Source organism: Syntrophales bacterium, assembly GCA_023229765.1.
Classification (GTDB): Bacteria; Desulfobacterota; Syntrophia; order Syntrophales; family UBA5619; genus DYTH01.
In genome coordinates this window covers 1-26,395 of sequence record JALNYO010000030.1, presented here as the reverse complement: position 1 = coordinate 26,395, position 26,395 = coordinate 1, and the positions used below count along the sequence as shown (strand labels likewise).

The 26,395-nt window shown below is 49.9% G+C and carries 26 protein-coding genes and 1 pseudogene; 24 read left to right on the top strand and 3 right to left on the bottom strand.

Annotated elements, in window-relative coordinates; translation table 11 throughout:
- Window positions 1-165 precede the first annotated feature (165 nt).
- Window positions 166-612: a hypothetical protein gene (locus tag M0P74_13575; GenBank protein MCK9364614.1), complete on the bottom strand. Its 447-nt coding sequence runs from the start codon at window positions 610-612 to the stop codon at window positions 166-168.
- Between the two features lie 258 nt (window positions 613-870).
- Between M0P74_13575 and M0P74_13570 the strand changes: the two genes are divergently transcribed.
- Window positions 871-1,644 carry an enoyl-CoA hydratase-related protein gene (locus M0P74_13570; protein ID MCK9364613.1) on the top strand — a complete coding sequence of 258 codons (774 nt, stop codon included), beginning with the start codon at window positions 871-873 and terminating at the stop codon, window positions 1,642-1,644.
- Between the two features lie 13 nt (window positions 1,645-1,657).
- Here M0P74_13570 and M0P74_13565 read toward each other — a convergent pair whose 3' ends face one another.
- A complete protein-coding gene (locus M0P74_13565; GenBank protein ID MCK9364612.1) occupies window positions 1,658-3,196 on the bottom strand; it encodes a radical SAM protein in 1,539 nt (512 codons plus the stop codon).
- 317 nt (window positions 3,197-3,513) lie between these two features.
- On the opposite strand from M0P74_13565, the gene M0P74_13560 reads away from it, so the two are divergent.
- The 4 genes and pseudogenes from M0P74_13560 to M0P74_13545 all read left to right on the top strand — a co-directional run bounded on the left by M0P74_13560 (window position 3,514) and on the right by M0P74_13545 (window position 9,419).
- Window positions 3,514-5,919 (top strand): PAS domain S-box protein, encoded by a 2,406-nt coding sequence (locus tag M0P74_13560; GenBank protein MCK9364611.1) that lies wholly within the window; start codon window positions 3,514-3,516, stop codon window positions 5,917-5,919.
- A gap of 123 nt (window positions 5,920-6,042) precedes the next feature.
- Window positions 6,043-7,059 carry a DUF3187 family protein gene (locus M0P74_13555; protein ID MCK9364610.1) on the top strand — a complete coding sequence of 339 codons (1,017 nt, stop codon included), beginning with the start codon at window positions 6,043-6,045 and terminating at the stop codon, window positions 7,057-7,059.
- A gap of 333 nt (window positions 7,060-7,392) precedes the next feature.
- The gene (locus M0P74_13550; protein ID MCK9364609.1) at window positions 7,393-8,682 is read left to right on the top strand and encodes an ATP-binding protein; all 1,290 of its coding nucleotides are present in this window, start codon (window positions 7,393-7,395) and stop codon (window positions 8,680-8,682) included.
- 23 nt (window positions 8,683-8,705) lie between these two features.
- Window positions 8,706-9,419, top strand: a pseudogene (locus tag M0P74_13545) (DUF1016 N-terminal domain-containing protein).
- Window positions 9,420-9,505: 86 nt separating this feature from the next.
- Here the strand turns inward: M0P74_13545 and M0P74_13540 are convergent.
- Window positions 9,506-9,658, bottom strand: a complete 153-nt coding sequence (locus M0P74_13540; GenBank protein MCK9364608.1) for a hypothetical protein — start codon at window positions 9,656-9,658, stop codon at window positions 9,506-9,508.
- 108 nt (window positions 9,659-9,766) lie between these two features.
- Between M0P74_13540 and M0P74_13535 the strand changes: the two genes are divergently transcribed.
- From M0P74_13535 to M0P74_13445, 19 genes are all read left to right on the top strand, one after another.
- Window positions 9,767-10,384: a hypothetical protein gene (locus M0P74_13535; protein ID MCK9364607.1), complete on the top strand. Its 618-nt coding sequence runs from the start codon at window positions 9,767-9,769 to the stop codon at window positions 10,382-10,384.
- A gap of 422 nt (window positions 10,385-10,806) precedes the next feature.
- Entirely contained in the window at window positions 10,807-10,983 is a 177-nt protein-coding gene (locus tag M0P74_13530; GenBank protein MCK9364606.1) for a hypothetical protein, read from the top strand.
- A gap of 232 nt (window positions 10,984-11,215) precedes the next feature.
- Entirely contained in the window at window positions 11,216-11,833 is a 618-nt protein-coding gene (locus M0P74_13525) for a hypothetical protein (protein ID MCK9364605.1), read from the top strand.
- 409 nt (window positions 11,834-12,242) lie between these two features.
- Window positions 12,243-12,467 carry a DUF6290 family protein gene (locus M0P74_13520; protein ID MCK9364604.1) on the top strand — a complete coding sequence of 75 codons (225 nt, stop codon included), beginning with the start codon at window positions 12,243-12,245 and terminating at the stop codon, window positions 12,465-12,467.
- Window positions 12,451-12,723, top strand: a complete 273-nt coding sequence (locus M0P74_13515; protein ID MCK9364603.1) for a type II toxin-antitoxin system RelE/ParE family toxin — start codon at window positions 12,451-12,453, stop codon at window positions 12,721-12,723. Before M0P74_13520 ends, M0P74_13515 begins: the two co-directional genes overlap by 17 nt.
- A 351-nt stretch (window positions 12,724-13,074) precedes the next feature.
- A complete protein-coding gene (locus tag M0P74_13510) occupies window positions 13,075-13,323 on the top strand; it encodes an ATP-binding protein (protein ID MCK9364602.1) in 249 nt (82 codons plus the stop codon).
- A gap of 31 nt (window positions 13,324-13,354) precedes the next feature.
- Entirely contained in the window at window positions 13,355-13,582 is a 228-nt protein-coding gene (locus M0P74_13505) for a hypothetical protein (GenBank protein ID MCK9364601.1), read from the top strand.
- Window positions 13,583-13,686: 104 nt separating this feature from the next.
- The gene (locus M0P74_13500) at window positions 13,687-14,112 is read left to right on the top strand and encodes a hypothetical protein (GenBank protein MCK9364600.1); all 426 of its coding nucleotides are present in this window, start codon (window positions 13,687-13,689) and stop codon (window positions 14,110-14,112) included.
- 80 nt (window positions 14,113-14,192) lie between these two features.
- Window positions 14,193-14,567, top strand: a complete 375-nt coding sequence (locus M0P74_13495; protein MCK9364599.1) for a hypothetical protein — start codon at window positions 14,193-14,195, stop codon at window positions 14,565-14,567.
- Between the two features lie 23 nt (window positions 14,568-14,590).
- Window positions 14,591-14,779, top strand: coding sequence for a hypothetical protein (locus M0P74_13490; protein ID MCK9364598.1), 189 nt, complete (start codon window positions 14,591-14,593; stop codon window positions 14,777-14,779).
- A gap of 166 nt (window positions 14,780-14,945) precedes the next feature.
- Window positions 14,946-16,097: a DUF4143 domain-containing protein gene (locus tag M0P74_13485; protein ID MCK9364597.1), complete on the top strand. Its 1,152-nt coding sequence runs from the start codon at window positions 14,946-14,948 to the stop codon at window positions 16,095-16,097.
- A 171-nt stretch (window positions 16,098-16,268) separates the two neighbouring features.
- Window positions 16,269-16,463 (top strand): hypothetical protein, encoded by a 195-nt coding sequence (locus M0P74_13480; protein MCK9364596.1) that lies wholly within the window; start codon window positions 16,269-16,271, stop codon window positions 16,461-16,463.
- A complete protein-coding gene (locus M0P74_13475) occupies window positions 16,460-17,257 on the top strand; it encodes an AAA family ATPase (protein ID MCK9364595.1) in 798 nt (265 codons plus the stop codon). Before M0P74_13480 ends, M0P74_13475 begins: the two co-directional genes overlap by 4 nt.
- A 216-nt stretch (window positions 17,258-17,473) precedes the next feature.
- On the top strand, window positions 17,474-18,901 hold the full coding sequence (locus M0P74_13470; GenBank protein MCK9364594.1) for a helix-turn-helix domain-containing protein: 1,428 nt from the start codon (window positions 17,474-17,476) through the stop codon (window positions 18,899-18,901).
- A gap of 240 nt (window positions 18,902-19,141) precedes the next feature.
- The gene (locus M0P74_13465; protein MCK9364593.1) at window positions 19,142-22,105 is read left to right on the top strand and encodes an ATP-dependent DNA helicase; all 2,964 of its coding nucleotides are present in this window, start codon (window positions 19,142-19,144) and stop codon (window positions 22,103-22,105) included.
- 108 nt (window positions 22,106-22,213) lie between these two features.
- Entirely contained in the window at window positions 22,214-22,393 is a 180-nt protein-coding gene (locus M0P74_13460; protein MCK9364592.1) for a hypothetical protein, read from the top strand.
- Window positions 22,394-22,656: 263 nt separating this feature from the next.
- Window positions 22,657-22,926: a hypothetical protein gene (locus M0P74_13455; GenBank protein MCK9364591.1), complete on the top strand. Its 270-nt coding sequence runs from the start codon at window positions 22,657-22,659 to the stop codon at window positions 22,924-22,926.
- Window positions 22,927-23,731: 805 nt separating this feature from the next.
- The gene (locus M0P74_13450; protein ID MCK9364590.1) at window positions 23,732-24,139 is read left to right on the top strand and encodes a hypothetical protein; all 408 of its coding nucleotides are present in this window, start codon (window positions 23,732-23,734) and stop codon (window positions 24,137-24,139) included.
- 145 nt (window positions 24,140-24,284) lie between these two features.
- Window positions 24,285-26,249, top strand: coding sequence for a transporter substrate-binding domain-containing protein (locus tag M0P74_13445; protein MCK9364589.1), 1,965 nt, complete (start codon window positions 24,285-24,287; stop codon window positions 26,247-26,249).
- The last annotated feature ends 146 nt before the right edge of the window (window positions 26,250-26,395 follow it).

Sequence of the window (26,395 nt, the reverse complement as noted above, 5' to 3'; positions counted from 1 at the left end):
CATCTTGCATCTCATCTTTGGGCCATCTTTGGCTGTGGCTCAATCACAAAATCCTCAACGTAGCGCTGCTACGTCTGCGGTTTTGTTCAATCGCCGCAACCAAATCTAACCCAAATCTGAGCGCAATCTTGTCCAGGTTATTTGTGGACAGGCCCTAAGCTGGGATCAGAAAGCGCCGAGTTGACAAGGTTTGATGCGAATTTTCAGATTCTCGCAGGCCTCGGAAACCGCCATTTTCGACATCCCTTTTTCAGCAGCTATCTCCCAGGCCGACTTGCAGGAAAGTTTTTCTTCAACAAGCCGGGCGCGAATGGCAGCTTCAATATCCGGCGCAACCACCTTCGCCGGTGCAACCGTTTTTCCCCCCGGAAATTTTTCTTTAGGAAAGCCGAAAAGTCCAAGCTGACAGTTCTTTATCCTGATCTCCAGCAGATCAACAGCGACGCCAACCTCGATCAGCTTAACCCCGAGTTTCGCGCTGATCATCTCGGCCTGCGCGCAGGCAATCTTCCCCTGAACGCTATTATCCCGTATCGCCGCAGCCAGTTTCTCCTCAACAACTGTTCCCGAAGCATGTTTTGCCGCGTATCCCCCTGCATCCTTATGTGTCATTGCCTGCTCCTTTCTGAACATTAAACTTCGTTTTCCATTTCATTCAGATAAATCGTTTTATATCTCTGTTGCCCTGGGCATGTCGCCTTCTACCTTGATATTAACGGTCATTCTACAATGTCCACTATGTTTTATCAAGGATATAGAAATATATGTTGACATTTCCGCGATGCTTCCGTTAATTTGGCCGCTGTTCCAAGCTTAGAAGGCAGGTCGTTTCGCACTTAGCGGCGACTTTTCCAGGGAGAAAAAAATTATATGTCCGAAAACCAAGTGCTGATCAGCCGAGAAAATGGCTTAGCGACAATAACCATCAACCGGCCTGCGGTGATGAATGCCCTGACCGCCGAGACCATGTCCTCGCTGTTAGCCGCTTTCGAAGAGGTTGGAGCAGACCCGGACATCCGTGTCGTGTTGCTCCAAGGCGCCGGCGGAAATTTTACGACGGGGGCGGATATGTCTCTGCTGGGTGCCTCCGCCGATCCCGCGCAGTCATTTCAGTTTATGAAAAACACGGCTGGAGGGCTTATCCTTGCCGTCAAAAGAATTCCCCAACCCGTTATCTGCAAGGTAAGGGGCAACGTTTACGGCTACGGCTACGGGCTGGCCCTGGCGGGCGATTTTGTCATTGCCGCAGATGAGGCAAGATTCTGCGAGGCGTTCGTCAATCTGGGCATATCCCTAGATGGCGGAGCTTCCTATTTCCTCCCCCATCTGGTCGGGATGGCCAAGGCCAAGGAACTGGCCCTTCTCGGAGATGTAATCAGCGGTAAAGAGGCTGCCGCCCTCGGGCTTATCTATAAATCCGTGCCGGATTCCGAACTCGACAGGGAAACAAAGCTGCTGATTGACAGACTTGCCTCAAAATCAGCGAAGGCCATGAGCTCCATCAAGGAAACACTGGAAAAGGGTTGTGATACCGACCTCGCTTCGGCCCTCACTTGGGAGGCTGCTCATCAGTCAACCCTGCTTGCCGGAGAAGAATTGCAAGAAGCGATCAGATTGTTTCTGGAATCCCGTAAAAAAGGCTGAATGGCTGCCCTTTTCATAGTCTCTGCGCCAGATAGATAAAAACCGGCAAAGAGGAACTTCTTTTTATGTCTATGATATCATTTAGTATTTTTCTTCGCTGTGCCCTTCCGAAAAGCGGGGAAAGAAACGCCGTGCCCCGATCTTTGGCTGTCGTCTCCTCGGAGAGCATTTTTTTTATTCCCTCCTTGTGAGCTGGCGGCAACTCGCCTCCCAAAACAAAATTGCAACTGACCGTGACCCTCTCCCAGCCCCTGTTTACCTCCATCATTTTCCGAAAGGCCTCCTTCGTTTTTTCGGCGCTAAGCGGCTTTCCCAAAATTGATAGCGTTTCCTGATCAAACGACTCCAGCCCGATATTGAGAGACGTCCGGAAGGGCAAATTGTTGAGCGCGTCGAACAGGGAGCTTTTCGCCTTCAGAAAGGGATCAACGCTGCCGAAGAAAAAGAGATTGGCGGGCCCCTTGTGAAAGGATGAGGCAAGATTCAACCCTTCATAGGCCAGACTTGCCGCGGTGATCAGGATTTCTTCCCCTCCCGCGAGCGCATCGTTTTGCCCCAGCAGGATTGAATTATAATTTATCAGGTCCTCTCCATAGAAATCTTTCAAAGAGCTTATCTGCTGACGGATATTTTCCTTGCTGCGCACCTGCAGGGAATCATGCGCCGTGAATGTGCAAAACCGGCAGTTATAGTCGCAACCATCGGTAACAATAAGAGGAATAACCTCATAATCGACATCGATCGTATCCGGAGGAAGCACCGGCAGATTTGTTCCCATGATGCGGTACAGGAGCTCAGCCTCGCCGGCCAGTCCCTCCCGATCGCAGGCGGCAACCTTGAGGAGAAAATCACGGGCCCGCTCGCCGGCTGCCGTCCCGGAAAGCCTGCCCGCCTCTTTGGCAAGTTCGAAAACAGACCGCAAAGCCCGCTTTACATGGCCTGCTTTCAGTGGATTAGCCGGAAAAAGATCAAAATTATAGACGCCGTTGTAGGGTATATAGAAGTTCTTGATGAGATCATAATCCGAGGCGTAGTTTTCGACGCCATAATATATCAGTCCGTTTCCGTCGGTTCGCTTCAACATCTCCTGGGCGTCGGGCCATACGCCATGCCCGCCCGTGATCCATTTCCACCCCCCCCGCAGATTGAAATCAAAACGATATCCGCGCCATTTGATCTTGACGGGGATGCCGTACCAGACGGGAAAGCTGAACTTGCCCCAGTCATCCCTCCCGGCGCAGTCAAACAATATCTCCATATCCTCAATCTGATAACGTTCCACTGAAAAACTCAACCTCCATTCCCCGCCGCTTTTAGACCCGCTTCCGAAAACTTTCAAGAAAATAAAAATGAACAGGGCGGCAAATGCCGCTGCTACGGCGGCCCGGAAACTTGGGCTTCCGTCCAGGGTGTTCGGCACTTTCGGCTTTGCGGTAAAAGCGACAAGCACATTGTGCTGATGCACAACCACCCGGAATTTGCATATTCGCTTTTGGCAGGCCCCTCTGCCGACGTGCCAAAGCGTCAAATGGCTCTGACCCGAATTTTCCATTTGACATTTCAACGGGTATCCGTTAGCCTTCTAAGGGAAAATCTGATTGACGATTCCATAAAGCGAATCAAAAATGGTTCGGAGATTGTGACAAAGACAACCGAGGCCTTCGGCAGGGTGACAACAAGCGCGAAGAAGGTAAGCGAACTCGTCGGCGAGATCGCCGCGCTTCGTTCGCAATGACAAAATGGCTATTTTTTGTATGAAAATCCCCCCATCCCTCCTTTGCCAAAGGGGGGCAAGGGGGGATTTTCATGCTTCGTTGTGCCCCATGGGCATGGGGGTTTATATGAACACCCAGAAGAAGGCTTAGTAAAATGAAATATTTTCAATCTATCCGGACGCAACTATTGTTGGCGATTGCCATCACCCTTTTTGTATTTCTCGTGGCGGCACTGGGGGGACTGTACATATTTGAAAAAAATGAGCTGACCGGAGAGTCAATTGAGAAAGTAACAGAAATTGGCAGCGTGCTTAAGGCAGTGCTGAAAAAACAGATGGTTACGCACGATACGGAACTGCTGAATGCCCTGGTTAATGAAATTATGGCTTTTGAAAAGATCACGGATGTATCCGTCATCAATGCCGAGGGAGTTGTTAAATTTTCTTCAGATTTTGAGTCCATTGGGAAAAAATTATTTAAGGACAGCGACGGCTGCCGCCAATGCCATAATGATGCAACGGGGAGAAATACCCTGACGCTGCAAACCAGGAATTTCCGCGGCACCCCTATTTTGAGAAATGTAACTCACATATACAATGAAGCGGCCTGTTTCCAATGCCATCCGGCCCGCCAAAAGAATCTCGGCCTCCTGTTTGTTGACTATTCAACAGCAGGGACAGATGCACTTATTTCCTCAACGCTTTCACGATTATTCCTATCAGTGTCAGCCGTGTTCATCATCATTTCTCTACTAATATTCTATATTGCCAATCGCCTAATCCACAAGCCGATTATGCTGCTTGTGGACGGCGCCGGCGAGATTAAAAAGGGCAATTTCAAGAAACAAATCCACTATGGCGGAAATACCGAATTCAAGATTCTGGCCGACTCCTTCAATGACATGTCTGAGAAGTTGCAAAACGGCAAGGAGCGCATCCAGGAGCGCACCAGCAAACTTGAAACCGCCAATTGGCAGCTTGCCCGAGAGATCGTCAAGTTCAGCAAGGCGAAGGAGGCGCTGCACGAGCGCGAGGAAACCAATCGCCTGTTGCTTCAGGCCGCCGGCGACGGCATATTCGGGGTTAATACAACCGGAGAGATAACCTTTGTCAATCCTGCCGCCCTGCGCATGCTCGGGTTTACAGCAGCAGAGATGTTAAGCCAGGGGGTGCACGCACTCATCCACCATTCCCGCGAAGACGGCTCCAGTTTCCCGTTGGAAGAATGCCCCATGTACGCCTCCTATACTTATGCCACCGAAAGCAGTATGATTTCTGATTTTCTCTGGCGCAAGGACGGCAGTAGTTTTCCCGTGGAGTACTCCAGCATGCCGATCACCAAGGACGACGGCAAGGTCAATGGTGCGGTGGTGATCTTTAAGGACATCACAGAGCGCAAGCAGGCCGAGGAGGAGAAGAGGAAACTTCTGGAAGAGCGCCTGCAGCATGCCGACAAGATGGAAGCCATCGGGACGCTGGCCGGCGGCATCGCCCACGACTTCAACAACCTGCTCATGGGGATTCAGGGGTATGCTTCCCTGCTGCTAATGAAAATCGATTCCTCACACCCCCATTATGAGCGGCTCAAGCGGATTGAAGAGCAGGTGCGGCGCGGGGCGGACTTAACCAAACAGTTGCTGGGTTTTGCCCGGGGGGGAAGATATGAGGTGAAACCCACCGATATGAACGACCTCCTTGAAAAGAGCTCCTCGCTGTTCGGCAGAACCAAAAAAGAGATTTCCATTAGTCGGAAATACGAGAAGAATCTCTGGCCGGTAGAGGTTGATCGGGGGCAGATGGAGCAGGTGTTCCTGAATCTGTATGTGAATGCCGGGCAGGCCATGCCAGGAGGCGGGGACCTCTATATAGAGACCGGGAATGTTTTCTTTGATGATGCCCAAGCGGCTATCTTTGCGGTCACGCCGGGAAAATATGTAGAAATAACGGTTGCCGATACCGGAATCGGGATGGACGAGAAGACCAAGGTGCGTATTTTCGATCCCTTTTTCACGACGAAAGAAATCGGGAAAGGAACGGGACTGGGACTGGCGATGGTCTATGGAATCATCAATGGTCACAAGGGTGTGATCAATGTGGAAAGCGAGCCCGGTCAGGGTGCGACCTTCACAATCTATCTGCCCGCTTCGGAGCAGGAGGCAGTTCAGGAAAAGGCGGCAACCGGGACAATCGCCAGGGGCGCGGAGACGATCCTGCTTGTGGATGATGAACAGATGATTCTTGGGGTGAACAAGGAAATGCTCGAATTCATAGGCTACCGGGTCTATGCGGTTGGTAGCGGTCAGGAGGCAATCGCCGTTTACATGGAGAAAAGAAGCGAGATCGACCTGGTCATTCTGGACATGATCCTGCCGGGGATATCGGGGAGCGATACCTTCGATCGCCTGCGGAGGCTCAATCCCGGGCTCAAGGTTCTTCTCGCCAGCGGCTACAGCATTAACGGGGAAGCCCAGGCAATCATGGACCGGGGCTGCAACGGTTTTCTCCAGAAGCCCTTTCGTCTGGAAAGCCTCTCCCAAAAGGTCAGAGAGATTCTGGACTGAGACATTTTAAAAACACGCATTTGTCATTGCGAGGCGGCCATTCGGGAAAATATTCCTTGACAAGAAAAAACAGCCCACCTATACCCCAAGCCAAAGAAAACAAACCCTTATCAAGGAGTTAACATGCAAAAAAAGATTAATATCATTATTGTAGTCGCCTGCTGCCTGTTCGGGCTGACTTTGCCTAACCCTGCCGCCGCAAGCGAGATGGCGCCTTTTGCCAGCGTCAATCAAAGTCCCCTGGTGGGCCTCTTTGGTCTGCCCGGTACGGGAAATTTCATAATCATGGAGCCGAGGCAAACAGAGGTAGGCCTTAATGCTGTATTATCGAGCAATTACACAACTAATGACAATACGCGGGAGGCAATCATCCTTGATGGAGAAACGACCAGGTTTACCTTGATGGTGCGGCACGGTCTTTTGCCCCGCTGGGAAGTAGGTGTAAATATCCCCTATATCTCTCAGAGCGGCGGTTTTTTGGACAGCTTCATTGAGAGTTACCATGGCGCCGTCGGCCTTCCGCAGGGAGGCAGGGATCTGGCGCCGCACAATCGTTTGCTCTATCTATATCGCCGCGACGGGGTCACCCGCCTGCGTGTTGATTCTTCTGATTCCGGCGTGGGCGATCTGTCTTTGACCAGCGCCTGGCAACTGTACCAGTCTGGAGACAACGACAAAGACGGATTGGCCTTAAACATCAGTCTCAAACTGCCCACGGGTGAAAGCGATTACCTCCAGGGAAGCGGCAGTACGGACATCGCGTTGTCGCTGACAGGGGGCTCGGAAGCCAAATTTGAGTTCGGCAAATGGACAACTTACGGCTCTTTAGGCGCGCTTTACATGACGGAGGGCAAGGTGCTGGCCGATCAACAAAAAAAATGGGTCGTCTTCGGCAGCCTGGGCTTAGGATGGAAGACACCCCTCCCCTGGCTGGGGCTGAAGGTGCAGGCGGATGCCCACACGCCCTTTTATCGCGACAGTGATCTGAAAGAAATATCCGCTAATTCAGTGCAGTTGATCGCCGGCGGGACGCTTTTCTTATCGGACAAAACATCCCTCGATATAGGCGTGGGAGAAGACATTGCTGTCGGAACCGCGCCGGACGTCAGTTTTTATCTGACTCTGCGGAGGCGCTTTTAGTAAATATCGCAAGCTGTCCTTACGGCAGTACCGCTGTCAGCGAATGCCCCGCATCCGGCAACCTCTCGAAATAACTGAAGAGGTAATTGCAAAACCATTTGTCATTCCCGAAAGCGAAGCTTAATGTTCATAATGTCTCTATCGGGAAAGCGAAGCTTAATGTTCATAATATGGTTTTTCAAGCAGTTAGAACCAGATTCCCGCCCAGAAACGTCGCGGGAATGACAGCGTTGGGAGTTTCGCAATTACCTCTGAATGATAAAATCTTGCGACCGTCATAATTTTTATATAAAAATAATTTGACATTACAAATTCTCGTGCTAAAGTAAAACCGTGAATACCAATAATCAGCATATACAGCGTCGACTCACAACAACGCTGACGGAGCATCTCGATCATCCTGAGATAACCATGCTGGTCGGACCGCGTCAATCGGGTAAGACAACCATCCTCAAGCAACTCGAGGCCCAACTTCGCGCCGGGGGAAAAAATACCCTCTGGCTCAATCTGGATGTTGAAGACGACTTTCGCCACCTCGCGTCTCAAGGCGCGCTTCTCCAGAAAATTAGATTGGAATTGGGCAGTGACGGCGTGGTCTTTATGGACGAGATCCAGCACAAGGAAAACGCCGGACTGTTTCTGAAGGGTCTGTACGATCAGGGTCTCCCCTGGAAGTTTGTGGTCTCCGGCTCGGGAAGCATCGAGCTGAAGGAGAAGATCAGCGAGTCGCTGGTCGGAAGAAAGCGCATATTCGAGCTTGCAACGGTCAGTTTTGGCGAATTCGCTGATTTCCGGACCGGTTACCGATATGCGGACCGGCTCAGAGAGTTTTTCCGTACCGAGCCGGCAAGAACAGAGCAGCTCTTCCGGGAATACCTCATGTACGGCGGCTACCCACGAGTTGTGTTGGCGGAGACTCACCAGGAAAAACTGGCCGTCATCAACGAGATTTTCCGCAGCTACCTGGAAAAGGATATCGTTTACCTTCTCCGGGTGGAAAAGAGCGACAGTTTCAGCAATCTCGTGAGGGTGCTGGCAAGCCAGATCGGGAAGATGGTCAGCTATTCCGAACTGTCCGCCACCCTGGGTCTCTCTCTGCCCACGGTCAAGACCTATCTCTGGTATCTCGAAAAGACCTTCATTATCCGGAAGGTAACCCCCTGGTTCACCAACATCAGAAAAGAGATAACCAAAGCGCCGGTTTACTATTTCGGCGATATTGGGCTGCGCAATTTCGCAGCGGGCAATTTCGGCGGCATCTCGGACAGTGAGGCCGGATTCGTCTTTCAAAACGCGATCCACGCCCTGCTTTCGGAACGCTTTCCCCTAGCGGATACGACGATCCACTTCTGGCGTACAAAAGACAAGGCTGAGGTTGACTTTGTCCTCCGGCGCGGGAATGCTGTGACGCCACTGGAGGTCAAGTACAGCGACATGAAAAAACTTGAGGCCCAACGTGCATACCGTGGATTCCTTGAGCGTTATCATCCGGAAAACGGCTGTATTGTCAACAAGAGTCTCACCGCTGAGACCATGATGGGTAAAACGCGGGTGCGGTGCCTGCCGTACTGGGAACTGATGTTTGATGAGGCGGAGCAGATGCGGGAGGAATTAGCGCAATGAAAAATGCAAACGATCCGTCTGTGATGACCTCGCCGGAATACCGAAAGTTCATCGAGAATCTGAAGGCGCGGGTGGTCTTTGCGCGCATCTCGGCATCAAAAGCGGTGAACCGTGGTTTCATCCTGCTTTACTGGGACATCGGGCATGGTATCGTGGAGAAGCAGCAGACGCTGGGATGGGGCGATTCGATTGTCCAGATGGTTTCCGCGGATTTACGGCAGGCATTTCCCGGCACCTTCGGCCTTTCACCGCAGAATGTGTAGCGGATGCTCCAGTTTTTTCGGACATATACGGACAATCTGTTTCTCTCACAGGCTGTGAGAGAATTGATCGCCGCAGTTCCCTGGGGCCATCATGTAAATGCTTTGGCCAAGCTCATCGACCCCGCCGCCCGCCTTTACTACCTCCGCGCCACAGCCCGGTTCGGCTGGAGCCGCAATGTCCTCCTGAACCAGATCAAAGCCGGTACATATGAACGGGCGGTGACGGGAAAAAAGACCCTAAACTTCCCCCTCGCCCTGCCGGAGTATCTCGCCGAGCAGGCCGAAGAAATGATAAAGAGTTCCTACAATTTAGGATTCCTCGGCGTCCGCCGGGAAGTGAAAGAACGGGAAAGCTTTCATGTTACCCTCGTCTTTCTCTCGCCGAGCCCTGCGCCGGCATTGATTTTAAAACCCGGGGCCGCCGCCGGGATATTGGATGAACAGGGTGTTCGATGTTCTACCGACAGGAACTAAGTAAGGATATCCCCGGATTACAAGGAGTTTGTAGTTCGGCCTTGTCCCGTCGCCTTGCGCCGGAACAAGGCACTTCACCTGTCGGCTCAGCCGTCGAACCTGCGGTTCGCCGCCTGCTCCGCAGGTGAGCGCCGCGATTCTATTTTCTCATAAAAGTTGTCAAGGGTGTTGGCGATAAACTGGCCCGTGATCTCATTGACTGCTACGGCAACGACGGACTGGTTCAAATACTTGAACATGAACCGGCTAAACTACTTGAGTTTAAGGGGATCAAGGAAAAAAAGCTCCTGAAAATAAGGGCATCATGGGAAAAACAGAAGGAGCTTCGGGAACTGTCCGCATACCTTGTGCCGTTCGGCATCACAACGAACCTCATGATCCGTATCTATAATTTCTACGGAAAGGACAGCATCCAGAAGGTGAAGGAAAACCCGTATTACCTTACCGACGTGCGGGGCATCGGCTTCAAGACTGCCGATGATGTTGCTCAAAAACTCGGAGTCAGTTTTTCCTCCCCTTTCCGGGTGCAGGCCGCTTTAAGACATGCCCTGGTAAAGGCCGCTGAAGAACAAGGGCATACCAGATTGCCGATTTCAATGTTATATGACAACATTCAAGAGTTGATCGACACCGAAACCGATAAAATCCAGGATGAGGATATCCGGCAGGGCTTGGATACTCTGACTGGCATGAGCGAAACTCTTATCGAGCGGGAAACCGTTTCCTTGTCGTCCTATGACTATATGGAGAAATGGCTGTTGTCTTTCTTCCGGGAACGGTCGATGGGACAGGGCAAGCCTGTATTGTCCCTTGAATCAGCAAAAGCGCATGTCGAGAAAATCCAGAAAGCCATGAAGTTCCAGTTTTCACCTGAGCAGCGGGAAATCATCCTGCGAATCGCCACGGGGAAGAATCTGGTGTACGCCTTGGCTGGGTATGGGCAGGAAAATAACCTTGATGAATAAAGGATTGAGACTGAAGCCATGTAGATCTTTAAATTATCTGGGGTAGTATAGGGGCGATATTTTCAGAATAGATTGACAAGAAGTAGCGGATCATCGAAATAGATGGGCCTCTCGGGAGAGAGGCCTTTTTGTTTTAGTAAGGGCGGTGTTTACTTGGCAGTGGCACCGCCCTTTGATCACGGTGAACTATGAAGTTCACCAACTAGGTGCGAAGGATGATAGTGGAAGTAAACAGTGATGTCAAGGAGATAAATGACAGATATATGTCAGTGAGTCACTGTTTTTCCTTGACATGCAGGGATGTAAATGTTCTACTTTATAGCACCGTTTGAACGGCTTTCCAAACGTTATCCAAGGCAATCAGCTTTGGCCCAATTATACTGTTATGCAGCAAATATAATCCACACAAAGGAGAGACTATAATGTATGAGATTTTGACGCTAATCGTAATCTTTCTCGTTCTTGCGGTTGTGTGGGGCATCAATGTCGCAAATAAGTCAGAAAAAAGAGATAAAAAAATAGGTGCCATAGATGACTTTCCAATCGGAAAATATATTGCAGGGCTTCCTAATTTGTCGGTTCTGCAATCGGGATATTGAAACTGTCATTAACCCTTAGTCACTAACCCGTAAAGTTGATCGAGTTTTAGGCAAGATATTTTTCATGAACTGTGCAAACCCTTTACTGTAAAGTGATTACTGAGATTATTTTTTAATCCAACTTTTAAAACATGGGTCATATTTTGGTTCCGGCTCGTCCGGGTTAGGAGTTCTTTTCGGATAGGAAAAGTTTTTTTAACGGTTTAACACAAAACAAAAGGAGGTGTGACCAATGAAAAAGTTTTTGGCAATTGTTTTGGCGTTGGGATTGACGTTTGTTGTAAGCTTTGTCTGGGCGGCTGGACCGAACAAGTGTACTACAATTCAAAGCGGCACCTTGCTTAACTCGGCCGGCGAAGTGATTAAAACTGGTTCTGACCAGTGGGGTTATAACTACCAAGCCCTCATGTTCAATGGCGATTATTGCGATTCCTACCGGAACGCAGCTTGGTGCCAACCCTACAAAGGCGTAAATCTTCTTATGAAATGGAGCGAGGGTTGGTTGAGCAACAGGGATTGCGACGGCGACGGTCTCCTGGATAGGCATAACGGATTTGCGTCATATCGTGGCTCCGGCGCTTGGCTGACAAATCATCAGTCTGGAGAAGTGGAAGTAAGCGGTAAGATGAGACAATGGGTCTATTTTGTCAAAATCGTGGCGGCTCCTCTGGACGCGGTCTCTTTTGGTGGCAATTGGTATGCTGCCGATGGTGCCAAGATCGGCCCGCAAATTTGGGGCGACTTCGCAGTCGTTCAGGAATTATCCAATGATCCGAGCGCCGGGCAACACGGGGTTCTGTTCAAAAGTCCGGCTGGCCCAGGCTTTGGGCTATACGGCACCCAGAAATGAGTTTCTTTTAGGGGAAGTTTTAACGAAAGGAGCATCAACGAGTGCTCCTTTTTTAATTGAAAAATTTTTTGTGGAGTAAAATTGACTTTATTCTTTTGCGCTCTTTTGTGTTGCGTTGGATAAAATTTGACAGAGCAGTTTAGATATAAATATAAAATACTGTTGTCCGCAGGTGACCTTGCTTCGTGCTAATAAATGAGTGTTGTTTTGTAAATGCCCGCTCGTTCTCAGATAGATTCAGAACGAGCGGGTGAAGATATTGCTGGATATCGACCGCTGGCTCAACGTCGAAAAGATAAACGCAACGGGCGGCAGAGGTCGGCCTCAACATCAACGCCGTTCTTCGTACCCGGACGGTTGACACTGAACATGCTCCATGCTATACGTGTATTGCAAGGAGGAAAAACCAATGTTAGCAATCAGACTACCTGAAGGAATTGAAGAACGGTTGAACGTGTTGGCGAAGGAAACCGGGCGCACAAAGACATTTTACGTCCGGGAGGCTATTCTTGAGCATCTTGACGATATGGAAGACGTTTATCTTGCCGAAAAGCGATTAGCAGATATTCGGGCCGGGAATAGCAAACCGATACCCATGAAGGACGTGATAAAACGCTATGGCCTGGAAGATTGAGATTGATCCCGCTGCCGAACGGGAATTAGATCGGCTTGATCCTCAGATCGCCAGGCGTATCTTGAAGTTTTTACAGGAAAGGGTCGCTTCCCTGGAAGATCCCCGGAGCATTGGCAAATCGCTGAAGGGTCCACAATTCGGAGAGTTTTGGAGATATCGAGTCGGGGACTATCGGATCATCGTCCGTACCGAAGACAATGTTTTTCTGATTCTGGTTTTACGTATCGCAAAGCGAAAAAATGTCTACAAAGACTAAAGGATTCTCTTTTTCTTGTTTTTAAGAGAAAAAACTACGACGACGACCCGGTAGTGGTAGTGCCAGCCCATGTCCCGTGTGTGGTCAGAATATCGTCGGGAACCATATGAAGCCATTTGTTGAACCTAACGCATTTTCTGTAAATACGAATGCAACTGCCAAGGGAATAATTGGGGACAGCCACTAATGTGCGGCCAGACAAGGTCGCGTAATCCAGCGGGTGTGAATCCCGCCCCGGAGGGAAGGCCATCCACCGGGAAGCAAGTCTTTGGCGGCTGGATGATAACATGGAGCGTTAAGCTTCTGTCCCCCGGAACTGAAGTAAAGTCTATCTAAGCGATGGGGACCAGGATGAAAACAGGAGACAACCCGATGCGCGAGGAGTTGACACTGGAAGACCTGGCCGTTATGGCCGGGTCGGTCGATCTGGAGTGCAAGGCGGCACAAGGGCGGGATGGCCGGGGCGAACTGCCTCAGGATGCCTGGAAACCCTACTGTGCTATGGCCAATACCGATGGCGAAACGATTTTGCTTGGGAACAGCGGGACACTTCCCGTATTTCGCGAACGGCAATCGGGGATAATGAGAAATAAAAGATAATACTGGAGGGAAAACTATGAGGGCAGACACGATGATCCGCACGGAAGGCATGAAAGCGCTTCGCAACCAACTTGGAGTAGTTGAGGCGGAAAAATTTATCACACTGATTCGGCACGATAATTTCGATTACACTGAGTGGCAGAGAGATTTGTGGCCTGATAAGAGTGTTGAGGAAATATTTGCGGCGGCAAAAGGGTTTTCTGATAACATTAATTCAATGGGGACAACCACTAATATTCTTGATAACCGGGGGAAATAGTGAATATTAAGGAATAGTGTCCCCAAAACCACCGACGTGGCGAGTCCGTGGATCAAGAACTGGGCGTGGCGGAGAGGCCCGGAAGAAATGGAGGTAGGAAGCTGATGGATAGTGACCAGCCAGATTGGCAAAGCGATTTCCCTCGTCGTGAGGAATTCGAAGATTTTTTAGGCAAAAAGAGGGCTTTTGTCGTCGACTGCCACGAAGGTCTACTCGGGTACACGGTCCGTGCGAGGGAAGAAAAACCGAAGGGCAAAGGATACGAGTTCGCTGTATACAGTGAGACCAGCCCCTACAACGCGCTGGGGCGACTTCGTGATAAGGCGCGGCAATCCATGGCTACACGTTACCTTGGCAGCGGTCATGACATGTTACACGACAAGCTCCGGGGGCGCATAACATCAGACGGTAACGGCGGCGTACTGCTGGTCGTCGATGGTCTCGCCGTCGACATGGGTGAACTCTCTCGATTCTTCTCGATCCACGAAGGGTGGGAGTTCGAGCTAAAAATCAAGGACGCGTTGGAATGAATAGAACAAAAGAATGAAGATAGAAAGAAGGGAAATACGGGGACACTGAACCTATCCCCATTATTCACGGAGGTTTATAAATGAAAAAAATCATGTTATTTGGGACGTTAGTACTGGCATTTTTTTTGGTTCCGGCAAACGTTGTCCTCGCTAATAAGGCGGAAACTTCCATTAAGGGGCCGGCCGAAGCTGCCAAAGGAGCCGAGGTGACGATCCTGATCACGTCCACCCATAGTGCGAATAATGCTTTCCATTATACCGAGTGGTTAAAGGCAACGGCGAACGGTAAAGACTTGAAAAGGTGGGACTATACCAGAGAGAATCGACCTGAGGGAGCGGTCTTTAGCAAAGAAATCAAGATCAAGGTGACAGAAGATACGGAAATCGTCGCCGAGTCAAGTTGCAATAATCATGGCAGCAAAGGGCCGGCAACACATAAAATAATGGTGAAATGATCAGCCACAATAAGGGGTCTGCTATGAAGATCGGTGGAGTTTCAATCATTTTAATCCTGGGGCTTGTCAACATGACACTGATCTTGTTCCAGCTCAGTACGGGACTTCGCTGGATCAGGGTCCCCTTCAAAATGCACAAGAAAACAGGAATGATCCTTTTTATCAGCGCAACCCTCCATGCCGTACTCGCATATCTTGCAAATTACGGATGAGCGCAGGGAAGATGACAGTCTTGGAAAAGATTAAAATTTCAGAAAGGTATGTTGCCATTGAGCCGTCAATGATCAATCCGGTCTTATGAGCGTCTTCATTTTCAATTGCAAACACTGGAAATACGTTTTATAAAATAGCATCTCTTCTGCTATTATGAGGCGCAAAATGGAATCAGTACCACGATATTTCATGCCGCCCGCTGACCACTTCTTCCTGCTTGGCCCGCGCGGCACGGGCAAGACCTGGTTGACCAATAGGCTTTTTCCACAGGCGCTCCGGGTAGATCTTCTGGAGCCGGAAACCTTGCGTTCGCTATCGGCGCGCCCCGAGCGTCTGCGGGAGTTGATAGGGGCGAGGCCTGAAGTCCGGCAGGTGGTCATCGACGAAGTGCAAATGCTGCCGGTTTTGTTGGAAGTCGTCCATCTGCTGATCGAGGCTAAGCAGGGTGTGCAGTTTATATTCACCGGCTCAAGCGCCCGTAAGCTTCGGCGGGGCGGTGCAAATCTTTTAGGCGGACGCGCGGCGCAAAAGTCGTTGCATCCCTTCATGGCCTCCGAACTCTGCCCCCAATTCAATCTGGAGGAGGCATTGCGCCTGGGCATGCTGCCAATCGTGCGGGGGGGCAAGGCGCCTGAGGAAATTCTGCGCTCATACAACGGCCTCTATTTGCGGGAAGAGGTGCAGATGGAAAGCTTGGTGCGCAATATCGGAAACTTTTCCCGCTTCCTCGAAGCAATCAGCTTTTCGCAGGCGTCCGTGCTCAACTTGGCCAACGTTGCCCGGGATTGCCACGTAAACCGCAAGACGGTGGAGGGTTATCTGGAAATACTGGAGGATCTTTTGCTGGCTTTTCGAGTGCCGGTTTTCACCAGGCGGGCACAGCGCGAACTGGCGGCACATCCGAAGTTTTTCTTTTTTGATGTCGGAGTCTTCCGCGCTAACCGGCCGTCCGGGCCCCTGGATGCTCCCTCGGAGATCGATGGCGCTGCGCTGGAGAGTCTCGTTGCCCAGCATCTGCAAGCTTGGTGTGACTATTCGGTCGGCAAACACCAATTGTATTACTGGCAGACACGGTCGAAAGTGGAGGTGGATTTCGTGGTCTATGGCGAGGGCGGCTTGTACGCGCTGGAAGTGAAGAATTCCTCCCAAGTGCGGCCGGAAGATCTGCGCGGGCTTAAAAGCTTCGGCGAAGACTTTCCGGAAAGCCGCCGCTGGCTGCTGTATCGGGGGAGGGAGCGATTTTTGCGTGACGGTATCCTCTGCGTACCCTGCGAGGAGTTCCTGCTTCAACTGAAACCAAGCGGGTTCCCTGAATGATTATCCTTGAATCCATCCTGAATTATTTACGTAATGCAGCCTTAGAATATCACTGAATTACCTGATGATTTGGCCACCAAGGTCACTGTCGTCTATTACGCAGATGCAAAGGATGCCCCGCTCAAGGCGCTCAGTGAGTAAACTTTCTGGAAAACGGGAGGAGAAACATTAATGAATACGCAAGAAATATTGATGATTTTCCACGACAATTTAAATGTTCTGGCAGATAAAAATAAGTACAGTCGGGGAATTGAAGATGAAGATCATGAAAAAGCTTTATACGCATTAGAATTAACACTTGATAATCCTTCACTTTCCACAGCAACATTGTCTGAAATTCTCGCTGGCGAAAGAGTCGGAAAATGAGATTAAAGCATCTTGTCGTAAAAAATATCGGCGTCTTTGCAGGCTCTCGGCGGTTTGATTTCGACGACAATCTTACAGTGATTTATGGTAAGAATTTTTCCGGAAAATCAACTTTGGCGCGGGCCCTCTATTTTACCTTGTGCGGAAAAATTCTGACCACAGGGGTTACATCAAAAGCCGTCGTTTCCGATGGCATAAATAGCGGAACGGTTGGGTTAACTTATACTGTTCGCGACAGTCTCTATCGCCTTTATCGGTCTACAAAAGGAGATATTCTGGAGGAACTTTTCACAGATAAAGTATGGCATCCAACTGAAAGATCAGCGCTTCCTGATCTTAATTTTCATCAATGGAAAGTCGGATATTTTCTTAAAGAAGAAGAACTGGGTGAGTTCCTTACCCAAACACCGGCTAACCGCAGGGATCTTCTTCATAAATTACTTGGCGTTGAAAATTTAATGGCTGCAAGAGACGTGTTTGTCAATTTTCGTCGTTACTCCAAAAGCATAGAAAAAATCTCTGTGGCAAAGCGAAGCGCCCTGTCTTCAGCCGCCGACGATGATTGTAGCAGGGAATTGAGGGATAAACTTGCACAGGTCAGGACGTTGGAAGAAATGGTTGACAAGGAGAATGGCAGAAATGAAAATTATCGCCTCTGTGTTGAGTTGGAGAAAAGTGCAGCGAGGAAAAGCCGTTGCAATGCCATCGCCGGCTCATCGCCGAATATTTGCGTTCAAAATGGGGAGACGTGGAAATCATTCACCTGTAGCCGTTTTGTTAGGAATTTTTCTTAGGTACTTGTTTGTCTATGAGTTCCGATAGTTGCAAGGGCAATCGGGGACGGGTTCACATTTTAAATTTCACCTGAAAATGCGTACATAACTTGGTGATTTATAATTCGTTATTTTTTAGGGAATTGCCACGGACGCGATGGAGCGCGTACCGCCAATTTTCGTCCTTATTTGTGACGGTGTGCCGTCATGAATATTTTATTTAAGAGGGATTCGACCATGATGAATATTAACCAACTGATCGGACGCGATGAGGGCAAAACGCTTGAGTTCAAGCGTGATCTCAGGTCTCCCCGAAATATACTGAAAACCTTGACAGCCTTTGCCAACACCGCAGGCGGCGTTTTGCTGATAGGTATCGAGGATGTCACAAAAAATGTACTCGGACTTGAGAATCCGCTGGATGAAGAGGAACGGTTATGCAGTCTGATTGCCGACAGCATTGAGCCGCGACTTGCACCCAATGTGGAATTGATTGCTTGGCAGGACAAAACCTTGCTGGCGGTAGAAGTGTATCCCAGTGGCTCCCGGCCACACTGGCTGAAACGCGAAGGCCCGATGCAGGGGGTGTATGTTCGGCTCGGTTCCACCAATCGTCAGGCAGATGTTGATTTGATTCAGGAACTGCTTAGAAGCGCCTTGGGTGCAGCATTTGATGAACAATCTCTCCCTGAAATGGAGATTGATGACCTCGATTTTCAGGGGGCAGTCTCATGTTTTTCAAGGCACCGCAAACTGCTGAAAAAAGATTTGGAAACACTGCGTCTCGTCATAAAACATCAAGGGCGTCTGGTTCCCACCGTGGGGGGCGTCCTGTTGTTTGGCAAGCAACGCGCGGCGGTTTTTCCCGATGCGTGGATTCAATGCGGACGCTTTATCGGCAAAACCAAAAGTCAAATATTTGATCACGCGGAAATTTACGATCACCTTCCGGTTGCAGTAGAACGAGCCATGGATTTCCTGAAAAAGCATGCATTGCAAGGTGCCGACCTCTCTCAATTGCACCGGCGGGATGTCTGGAGCATTCCCCTGTCGATCCTCCGTGAAGTCTTAGTAAATGCGGTTGTTCATGCCGACTACTCCCAGAAAGGCGCTCCCATCAGGGTTTCTTTTTTTGACGACCGGATTGAAATTGAAAACCCCGGAATTCTGCTGCCGGGGTTAACGTTTGATGATATCCGTCAGGGTGTTTCCAAGCTTCGGAACCGCGTTTTAGCACGTGTTTTCAGAGAGATTGATCTTATCGAACAGTGGGGTAGCGGCATTCTCCGGATCTTCGAGGAGGCACAACAATTTGGCTTGCCGGAGCCACAAATGGTCGAGATAGGAATGCGTATTCGCTTTACTGTATATTTTGCCCAACCACTCGCCCTTAACGGTGCAAGTTCACCGCCGCTCTCGAAAACCGAGCCAACCGAACAAGTAACCGAACAAGTAACCGAACAAGTGCAGAGATTACTGCTCTGCTTGCAGCGCCAGCCATTGGCCGTTCGCGAGATAATGCAATTCTTGAAATTGAACCATCGTCCAACATTGCTTTACGATTATTTGAAACCTGCTATTGAAGGAGGTTTTGTTGAGATGACCCAACCGGATTCCCCCAAAAGCCCAACTCAGAAATACCGGTTAACGAAAAAGGGGAGATAATTTTCGTAAAGGGTGTGGTATGTTGAAGAGGTTGAGACTGACCGGCGGCCAGTAAAGAGGAAAAGCTAAGGGCTGAAGGTAAAAAGTGGGGATGAGTGCTTAGTTAGAGACATGGGGCGTCTGCTTTTTCGGGGGTATGTCGGATATCCGACATATATAATACTACTGATATCATTAGTAAATTAGCGATGCTCGAAAAGTTTTGCCCTACTAAATAATGCGTAAAAATGAGGCTGTTTAATGCTGCTGCCATACAACGGGAACATCTCCAATATCATTTGTCTTTTCGCCCACGTGGGCAAGGATGAAGACGAAGGCAGCCGCATCTATCAGATAGCCGCGCAGCCGCTCTCTCCCAAGGGCGGCGGGGAACCGTTCTCGTCGCCGGTACGGTACAAAAAAACGACGGAGCGTGACTATCGCCTCTCGGGCGTCTCCCGCGATACCCTGCAGGGCGCCCCTACTTTTGCCGATGTCGCCGCTTTTCTCTTCCCCCTGTTTCGGGAAACGAATATCGTTGTCACGCTGAATCCCCGGGAGGAAATAGAATCGCTGCTGGCGGTTTACGGGAACCCCCGCGTGGTCGATCTGCGGTTCGCCGCCGAATTCTTTCTGCCCCATGCCAACACCGCCTCGCCCAAATCCCTGTGGGAATACCTGCACGGAAAAAAGCGGGAGAAGTTTTCCTTCAGCGCCGAAGAGGCGCTCCTTCTTTCAGTCGAGCTACTCAAACATCTATCCGGTTTTATTCTCAATCCGGCAGAATTTCCCCCGGCCGCGGCCCTGCGTTTCTACCTCCGAAAAAGTGAAACCCTCTTCGGCGATCTTTTTATCGGCCTGAACAGCAACTTTCAGGATTATTTCGGAGAGCTTTTCAACCCCGGCGGCGGCGAGGAAACGGACGACTGGAAAGGCTTCCTGGAAAAGGCGCCGCTCAAAATACCTGTGCCCGTTCCAGAGGAAAGGCGAAAAAAGGTTTCCCTGCCCCATATTGAAGAGATCTATCGGGCGCTCTCGGCGAAGACGAAAAACTACGTAATTCGCCCCCCGCAGATCGCCTACGCAAAGCACGTGGCAACCGCCCTCAACGAGCGTGAGGTTCTCACGATCGAGGCGGGAACGGGCACCGGAAAAACACAGGGCTACCTGATTCCCGCCATGGAGTTTCTGGCAAAAAACCCCGGCGCCCGCATAGCCATCTCCACCTACACGAAAAACCTTCAGGAACAGCTCGTCCGGCGTGAACTCCCGCTTGCTGCCTCCCTCAAGCCGGCCTACAAAAAAATACCGGTCGCGATGTTGAAGGGTAAATCTAACTACCTGTGCGCCGAAAAACTCGATCATATTTATGAAGAGGCCCTCTCCGGGAGCAGATTGCTGTTGTGGCTCTATTTTGTCAATAAGATCTTTTACTTCCGGCAGGTGGACGGCGAGACAACCGGAGAAAGAATCCGCTTTCACCTCAACGACGGCTTTTTTTTCCGACGTCTCCAGCATGAAATATCGGCCCGTAGCGGCTGCTCCCGCCGCCATTCCCGCTGCCCGGCCCAGGTAATCGCCGCCGAGGCCCTGAACGCCCGTCTTGTCATCACCAACCACCACAAGCTGGCCTTGCTGAACAAGGATGGGGCCTTGGCGGGAATTTTCGGAAACTGCGTCATCGACGAGGCTAACCATTTTGAGCAGGCCGCCCGCAGCGCCTTTGCGATGGAGGTCTCGTCGCGCGAGATTTCCGACTCCGCAACCTACATCGAAACGGGGCTCCGGCGCATCCCGCCTTCCCAAGGAGACTCCTGCGGGAAGGCCGCCGGCGAAGCGCTTGACGCCATTAATGTTCTTCGCGAAGAAATGTCGGCATTTTCGTCAGTTATCTCGTCAATTCGGGGTGCTCCCTCCGGCGGCAAGGCAACTATTATCCCCGCGGAACATCCCTCCTTCCGGAAAGGGCGCTTGAACTGCCAGCTTCTCGATCTGCGGAAAGTCCTCAAAAAAATAGCGGTCTGCCTCTCATTTTTAAAGGACGATGAATCCTGCCGGCAGCTCGGCATTCGTCCCCGGACCCTCGAACGGCTGAGGACGGCACTGCAGGACATAGAGGAATATGGCGATACCATAAAGGCCATCGCCGACGCCTGCGACTCTCCTGAATATGTAACCGCGGCGGTGCTTTACGTTCACCACTGGAGCGTTTCCACTCAGGCGGTAGAGGTGGCGGACATTCTCCGCACTCATCTCTACAAAATCTGGGACAGCGTGATCTTCACCTCGGCCACTCTTCGTCAGAATGAGAGCTTCGCCGGCTTCATGAGCATTGCCGGCATGACGCCAAAGAACGCCCCATCATCCGAAACAAATCAGGAAGATCCTTCCAGTGCCGGCAAGCGTAGCGTTCTTCAGCAGGAGCTGACCAAAAACAAGACGGATGCTCGGCAAACAAAGGTTCATGTTGATAATATTGCTCCGGCAGGTGAACATATTAAAAGTTGTCATGCCGGACTTGATCCGGCATCCAGCCCTGTTCCGGATTATGAAAATAAAGCTTCGCTTGCCCGCCTGCGCGAGAATGAAGGTTTAGACATACATTGTTGCCGGAGTAATAACAAACAAGAGCGGGATTTTCGTTTTGAGGCGATCCCCTCCCCTTTTGCGCCCGACGCCTTTGTAATCAGCGTGCCTCCGGAGGCCCTCAGCGGAGCTTATGAAAGCAAGGAATTCTGGCTGTCCCGGGTCGCGGAGCTGCTTCCCGGTCTTATCCACGAAAACCGGGGGCGAACCCTTGTCTTGTTTGCAAGCTACGGAGATCTCAAGGAAATAGCGGCACGAATCGGAGACGATATCCGCGCCTCCGGCTACCCCCTTCTCCTTCAGGAAAGCGGCGCTTCCACGCTCGCCCTGGTCGATGAATTTCGGGAAATCCGGGAAAGCGTCCTTTTCGGCGTGGATTCCTTCTGGTTCGGGGTGGATTTCCCCGGAGACACGCTGACCCAGGTGATCATCACCCGGCTTCCCTTTCCCCACCCCCAGGATCCACTGCAGATCGCCCGCCGCAACATCCTTGCCGAAAAGGAGTACTGGCGGCGCTATCGTTATGAAACAGCAATCAAACTCCGGCAGGGAATCGGTCGCCTGATCCGTTCCGAGGCGGACAGCGGACAGGTGGTTATCCTTGATGCGCGTTATCGTAAATACTATGGAAAGAGATGAATTATGAGTTACGGTCTTCAGCCTGGCAATGACACAAGAAGTTTTTATATTGACATCTGAGCGGTTGGTGTTAAGCTGCATTTTCTTAAAATCCCGAGGAGAACTGTCATGAAGAACGTAGAGATGAAAGTGGACGGCAACATCCTGTCTATCAAGGTTGACCTATCAAAAGACTTTGGCCCGTCATCATCAGGGAAGACCATTATCATTGCCTCAACAGAAGGAAATGTCACCGTTGATGGGCATGAAGAGGCGAAGGTCGGACTGAACGTTTACCGGAAGAAATAGCATAGGGCCGTCTCAATCAGACGGCCTTAAAAGCATGTAAAATTATGTGGTCGATAATTTGGGGTTCAAATACAAGGCTTCTCTACGGCTCGTCGGGCCAGGTCATTGAACACGGGATGAACGGCTTGTGAAGTTTATCTTGATTTTTGAAAAGAAAAAACCAATTGAATAAGCACGATGGACTGTGATATTTTGAGGCACAGGAATGAAGATGCTTCCCAAAATAAATGCATCCAAGATATCCTTAAAGTGAGGTTGTTATCATGGAAATTCATGAGCTTGTGGTTGAAATGAAACTTCTCGAACGTCGAATGACTTTTTTTGAGGAAAAATATGGCATCCTCAGCGAAGACTTCTATGAGGCGCTGACGACTGGCAAATTAGAGCGTTACGACGAATACGATGAATCGAGGAACGATTTCAGCCGTTGGAAAGGTATTTATGAGACATGGCAACGACGCAAGCAGGCTTATAGAGAAGATCTTTGCAAGCGTGACGTCATCGACACGCTACGCGTGCAACCAGCGTATTGATAATGGATACTTCCCCCCTGTCTTCATTGGCCGATTATAGTCGATTCGTTTCAGAATTGATTAACCGGACACAGGTTCGCCATTCTACAGTGGTTGTCTGGTCGGAAAGCCCCCATACGGGAATTGCGGAGGGAGAGATATTCTTCCACAATGGTCTACGTTTACGCATGAGGGAAGATCTCGATTTTGATGCGTCTCTTGTCACATCCTATGGTTACGAGATTTACAGAGGGGATGAGCGCCTCTATTGGTACGATGATTTCCCGCACCCCCAAGATTCCAGCCTTGCATCGACGTTTCCCCATCACAAACATGTTCCTCCTGACATAAAACGTCATCGAGTTCCCGCGACTGGACTGAGTTTCAGCCAGCCGAACCTTCCAAGTGTCATCGAAGAGATTTTGGCGATAAAGTCATGATCGAAGCATGCGACTTTATCATAAAGACGGTTCATCCAGCTGATATGTATAGCTTCCTGAACTGATTCGTTAATCCACCCTTTATCGCGGCGAAGGCATGACTTACAAGTTGCCATTTTTTTCACCAAGGTATATTGATGAGTTGCGGTTGAAAGATGGCATTTTAGGGGGATGATTGGGGGCGAGGGTTCCTTCCTGAAGTCAAGCGTCTGGTGATTTTGAAAAATATCCACCCTTTCGAACGGTATTCATTATCGGTTATGAATTGAAATCTCTGGTATTTTCTTTTTTTTTACTATATGCTCCCAGACAGTCAGCGTGTCAGAATGTAAATCTTCTGAAAACCATGTCGACCTCAAAAATCAGCGAAGAAGAGGATTCTGATCATGGAAGTACGCAACCAATATTCTTTTCCTGATTCTCCTCATTCCGGCGGTGGTCTGGTCAGTGATAAGACCATCGCAAATCTCCTCGCAGGCCTCATCCTAGAACACAAAAAAGCAACCATAGGAATCCTCCAGTCCCATGCTTACCGGCCCACATTCATCGATGCCGTGAAGAATAAGGACATTAAGGGCGCTTTGTTGCACCTGACCAACCTCAAAAACAATGCCGAGATCGACATGACCTATGTCACCGATAAACGCGCAATTCTCTTGGTGAATTATCCTTTCTTTCCAGAATTCGCAGAGAAAGACCTGTCCGATCGTTACTGGTATAAAGGGGTAAGTGCCAACTGGAAACCATACATTTCCACTGTCTTTAGATCGTCGAGGATAAGCCGCTGGTGGTAGCCATTTGCGTCCCTATATTCGATGAAAAAGGAAGCCCCATCGGTGTACTCGGGGATAATCGGTTTTAACATTGAAGTGACGGACCGGGTCGCGCTATTCACTATCTTTTCACGAAGGCAATAGCGAGCAGCAAGAGGCAAGGGGTATGATGATAAATAAGAATAACTGCCTGCCACTCAGGGGACAGTTTCCACTGCTAGTGCTTGCCGTTATAGCAGTTTTCTGGCTTGTAAATGAAAATGCACTTGCATCAACTAAGGATGTGAGGCCACAAGTAGCCCGGGAATTTGTTGTTGCTTCATCAGATAATTTTCCTCCGGTAAATATGCTCGACAAAGATGGCAATTTAACAGGTTTCGGACGTGATCTTTCAACCGCTGTCATAAGAGCCATTGGCGGCCAAACTAATTACATTCATTCCCCGGTATGGTCTGAAGTTCTTGATTATCTTAATTTAGGCAAGGCTGATTTCATCCACGACACCGGCTATTCTAAAGAAAGGGATATTGTTCTTGATTTCAGTGATCCGATCCTTGAAATGAAGGAAGTCATCATTGTCAGGGCTGGGCAGTATAATATTACCGGCATCGAGTCATTGAAAGGAAAAACGGTCGCCTGTGTTAATCAACACATAACCCACCTTTATCTGATGCAATTTCCTGCGATAAGATGCCGTATTGTAAGGACTCCTGCTGAGGGACTTTATTCCCTTATCGCCGGCGATGTTGATGCGTTTGCTTATCCCGAACCGATAGTTACCTATCTGTCCCAGGAACTCAGGTTTGGTGACAAAATTAAAGTGACGGGAGAGCCGCTAAGGACCCTAAAATGGTCGATGGCGGTAAGAGTAGGAGATAAAGTATTACTCAGCCTTTTGAATGAAGGAATTAGAAAGGTACGCCAAAGCGGTGAATACGAACGTATATATGCCAAGTGGTTTGGGAAAAAAATATTATCAGGGTATTCGCAGAAAGAAATCAGGATCTTCGGTTTAATTGCGATATCAGTATCACTTGCCTTTGGTATTTCAATAGGTCTTTTTATTTTATACTGGAGACTCCGAAACCGCAGGAATGAACTCTTAAAAATCATCACCGAGCGCAAGCAGGCGGAGGATGCGCTGCGCCGGATGAATACGTTACTCGACTCGGTTGTCGAGAATATCCCGAACATGATCTTCCTCAAGGATGCCGGGAACCTCAGGTTCGTCCGGTTCAACCGGGCTGGAGAGGATCTGCTGGGTCATTCTAGGGAGGACCTGCTGGGGAAAAGCGATTACGATTTCTTCCCGAAGGAGCAGGCGGACTTCTTTACCGAGAAGGACCGAGATGTTCTGCGCGGGAAGGAGCTTGTGGATATACCGGAGGAACCTCTACAGACCCGCAACAAGGGAAAGCGCACCATGCACACCAAGAAGGTGCCGATCCTGAACGCAAAGGGAGAACCCGAATACCTGCTGGGCATCTCCGAGGATATCACCGAGCGCAAGCAAGCGGAGAGGAGGCTCCAAGATACCCTCGAAAGTCTCAGAAAGGCAGTTGGCACAACGATCCAGGTCATCTCTTCCACTGTGGAGGCAAGGGATCCCTATACATCCGGACACCAGATCCGATCTGCGGACCTTGCCCGTGCCATCGCTATGGAGATGGGTTTGCCCCAGGATAAAATCAATGGCATCCGCATGGCCGGTTCCATTCATGACATTGGGAAAATATCCATCCCTGCCGAGATATTATCCAAGCCGACAAAACTGTCTGACTTAGAATTTTCCCTGATTAAGGAGCATGCCCGCAGAGGATACGAAATGCTCAAAGACTTGGAATCACCCTGGCCCCTTGCTGAGATTGTCTACCAGCACCATGAACGGATGGATGGCTCAGGTTATCCAAGAAATCTGATAGGGGATGACATTCTGATCGAGGCCCGTATCCTCAGCGTTGCCGACGTTGTTGAAGCCATGGCCTCACACAGGCCCTATCGTGCTGGTTTGGGCATTGAAGCAGCTCTGAATGAAATCGAGAAGAACAGTGACATCATTTACGACAAGACTGTTGCCGAAGCCTGCCTAAGATTATTTCGGGAGAAAGGTTTTAAACTTGAAGGGGCTTGATTACTGTCGGTAATGCTCACATCAATACGACATCGAGCGCTGTTGACTTGTAGATACCGTTCTTGTCAAGCGGGAAATTTATCAAACGCCGGTGGAAGTCTGTTTTCAAAGAGCGTGTTGCTTGCTTCTGTAGCTTTCGACCGGGT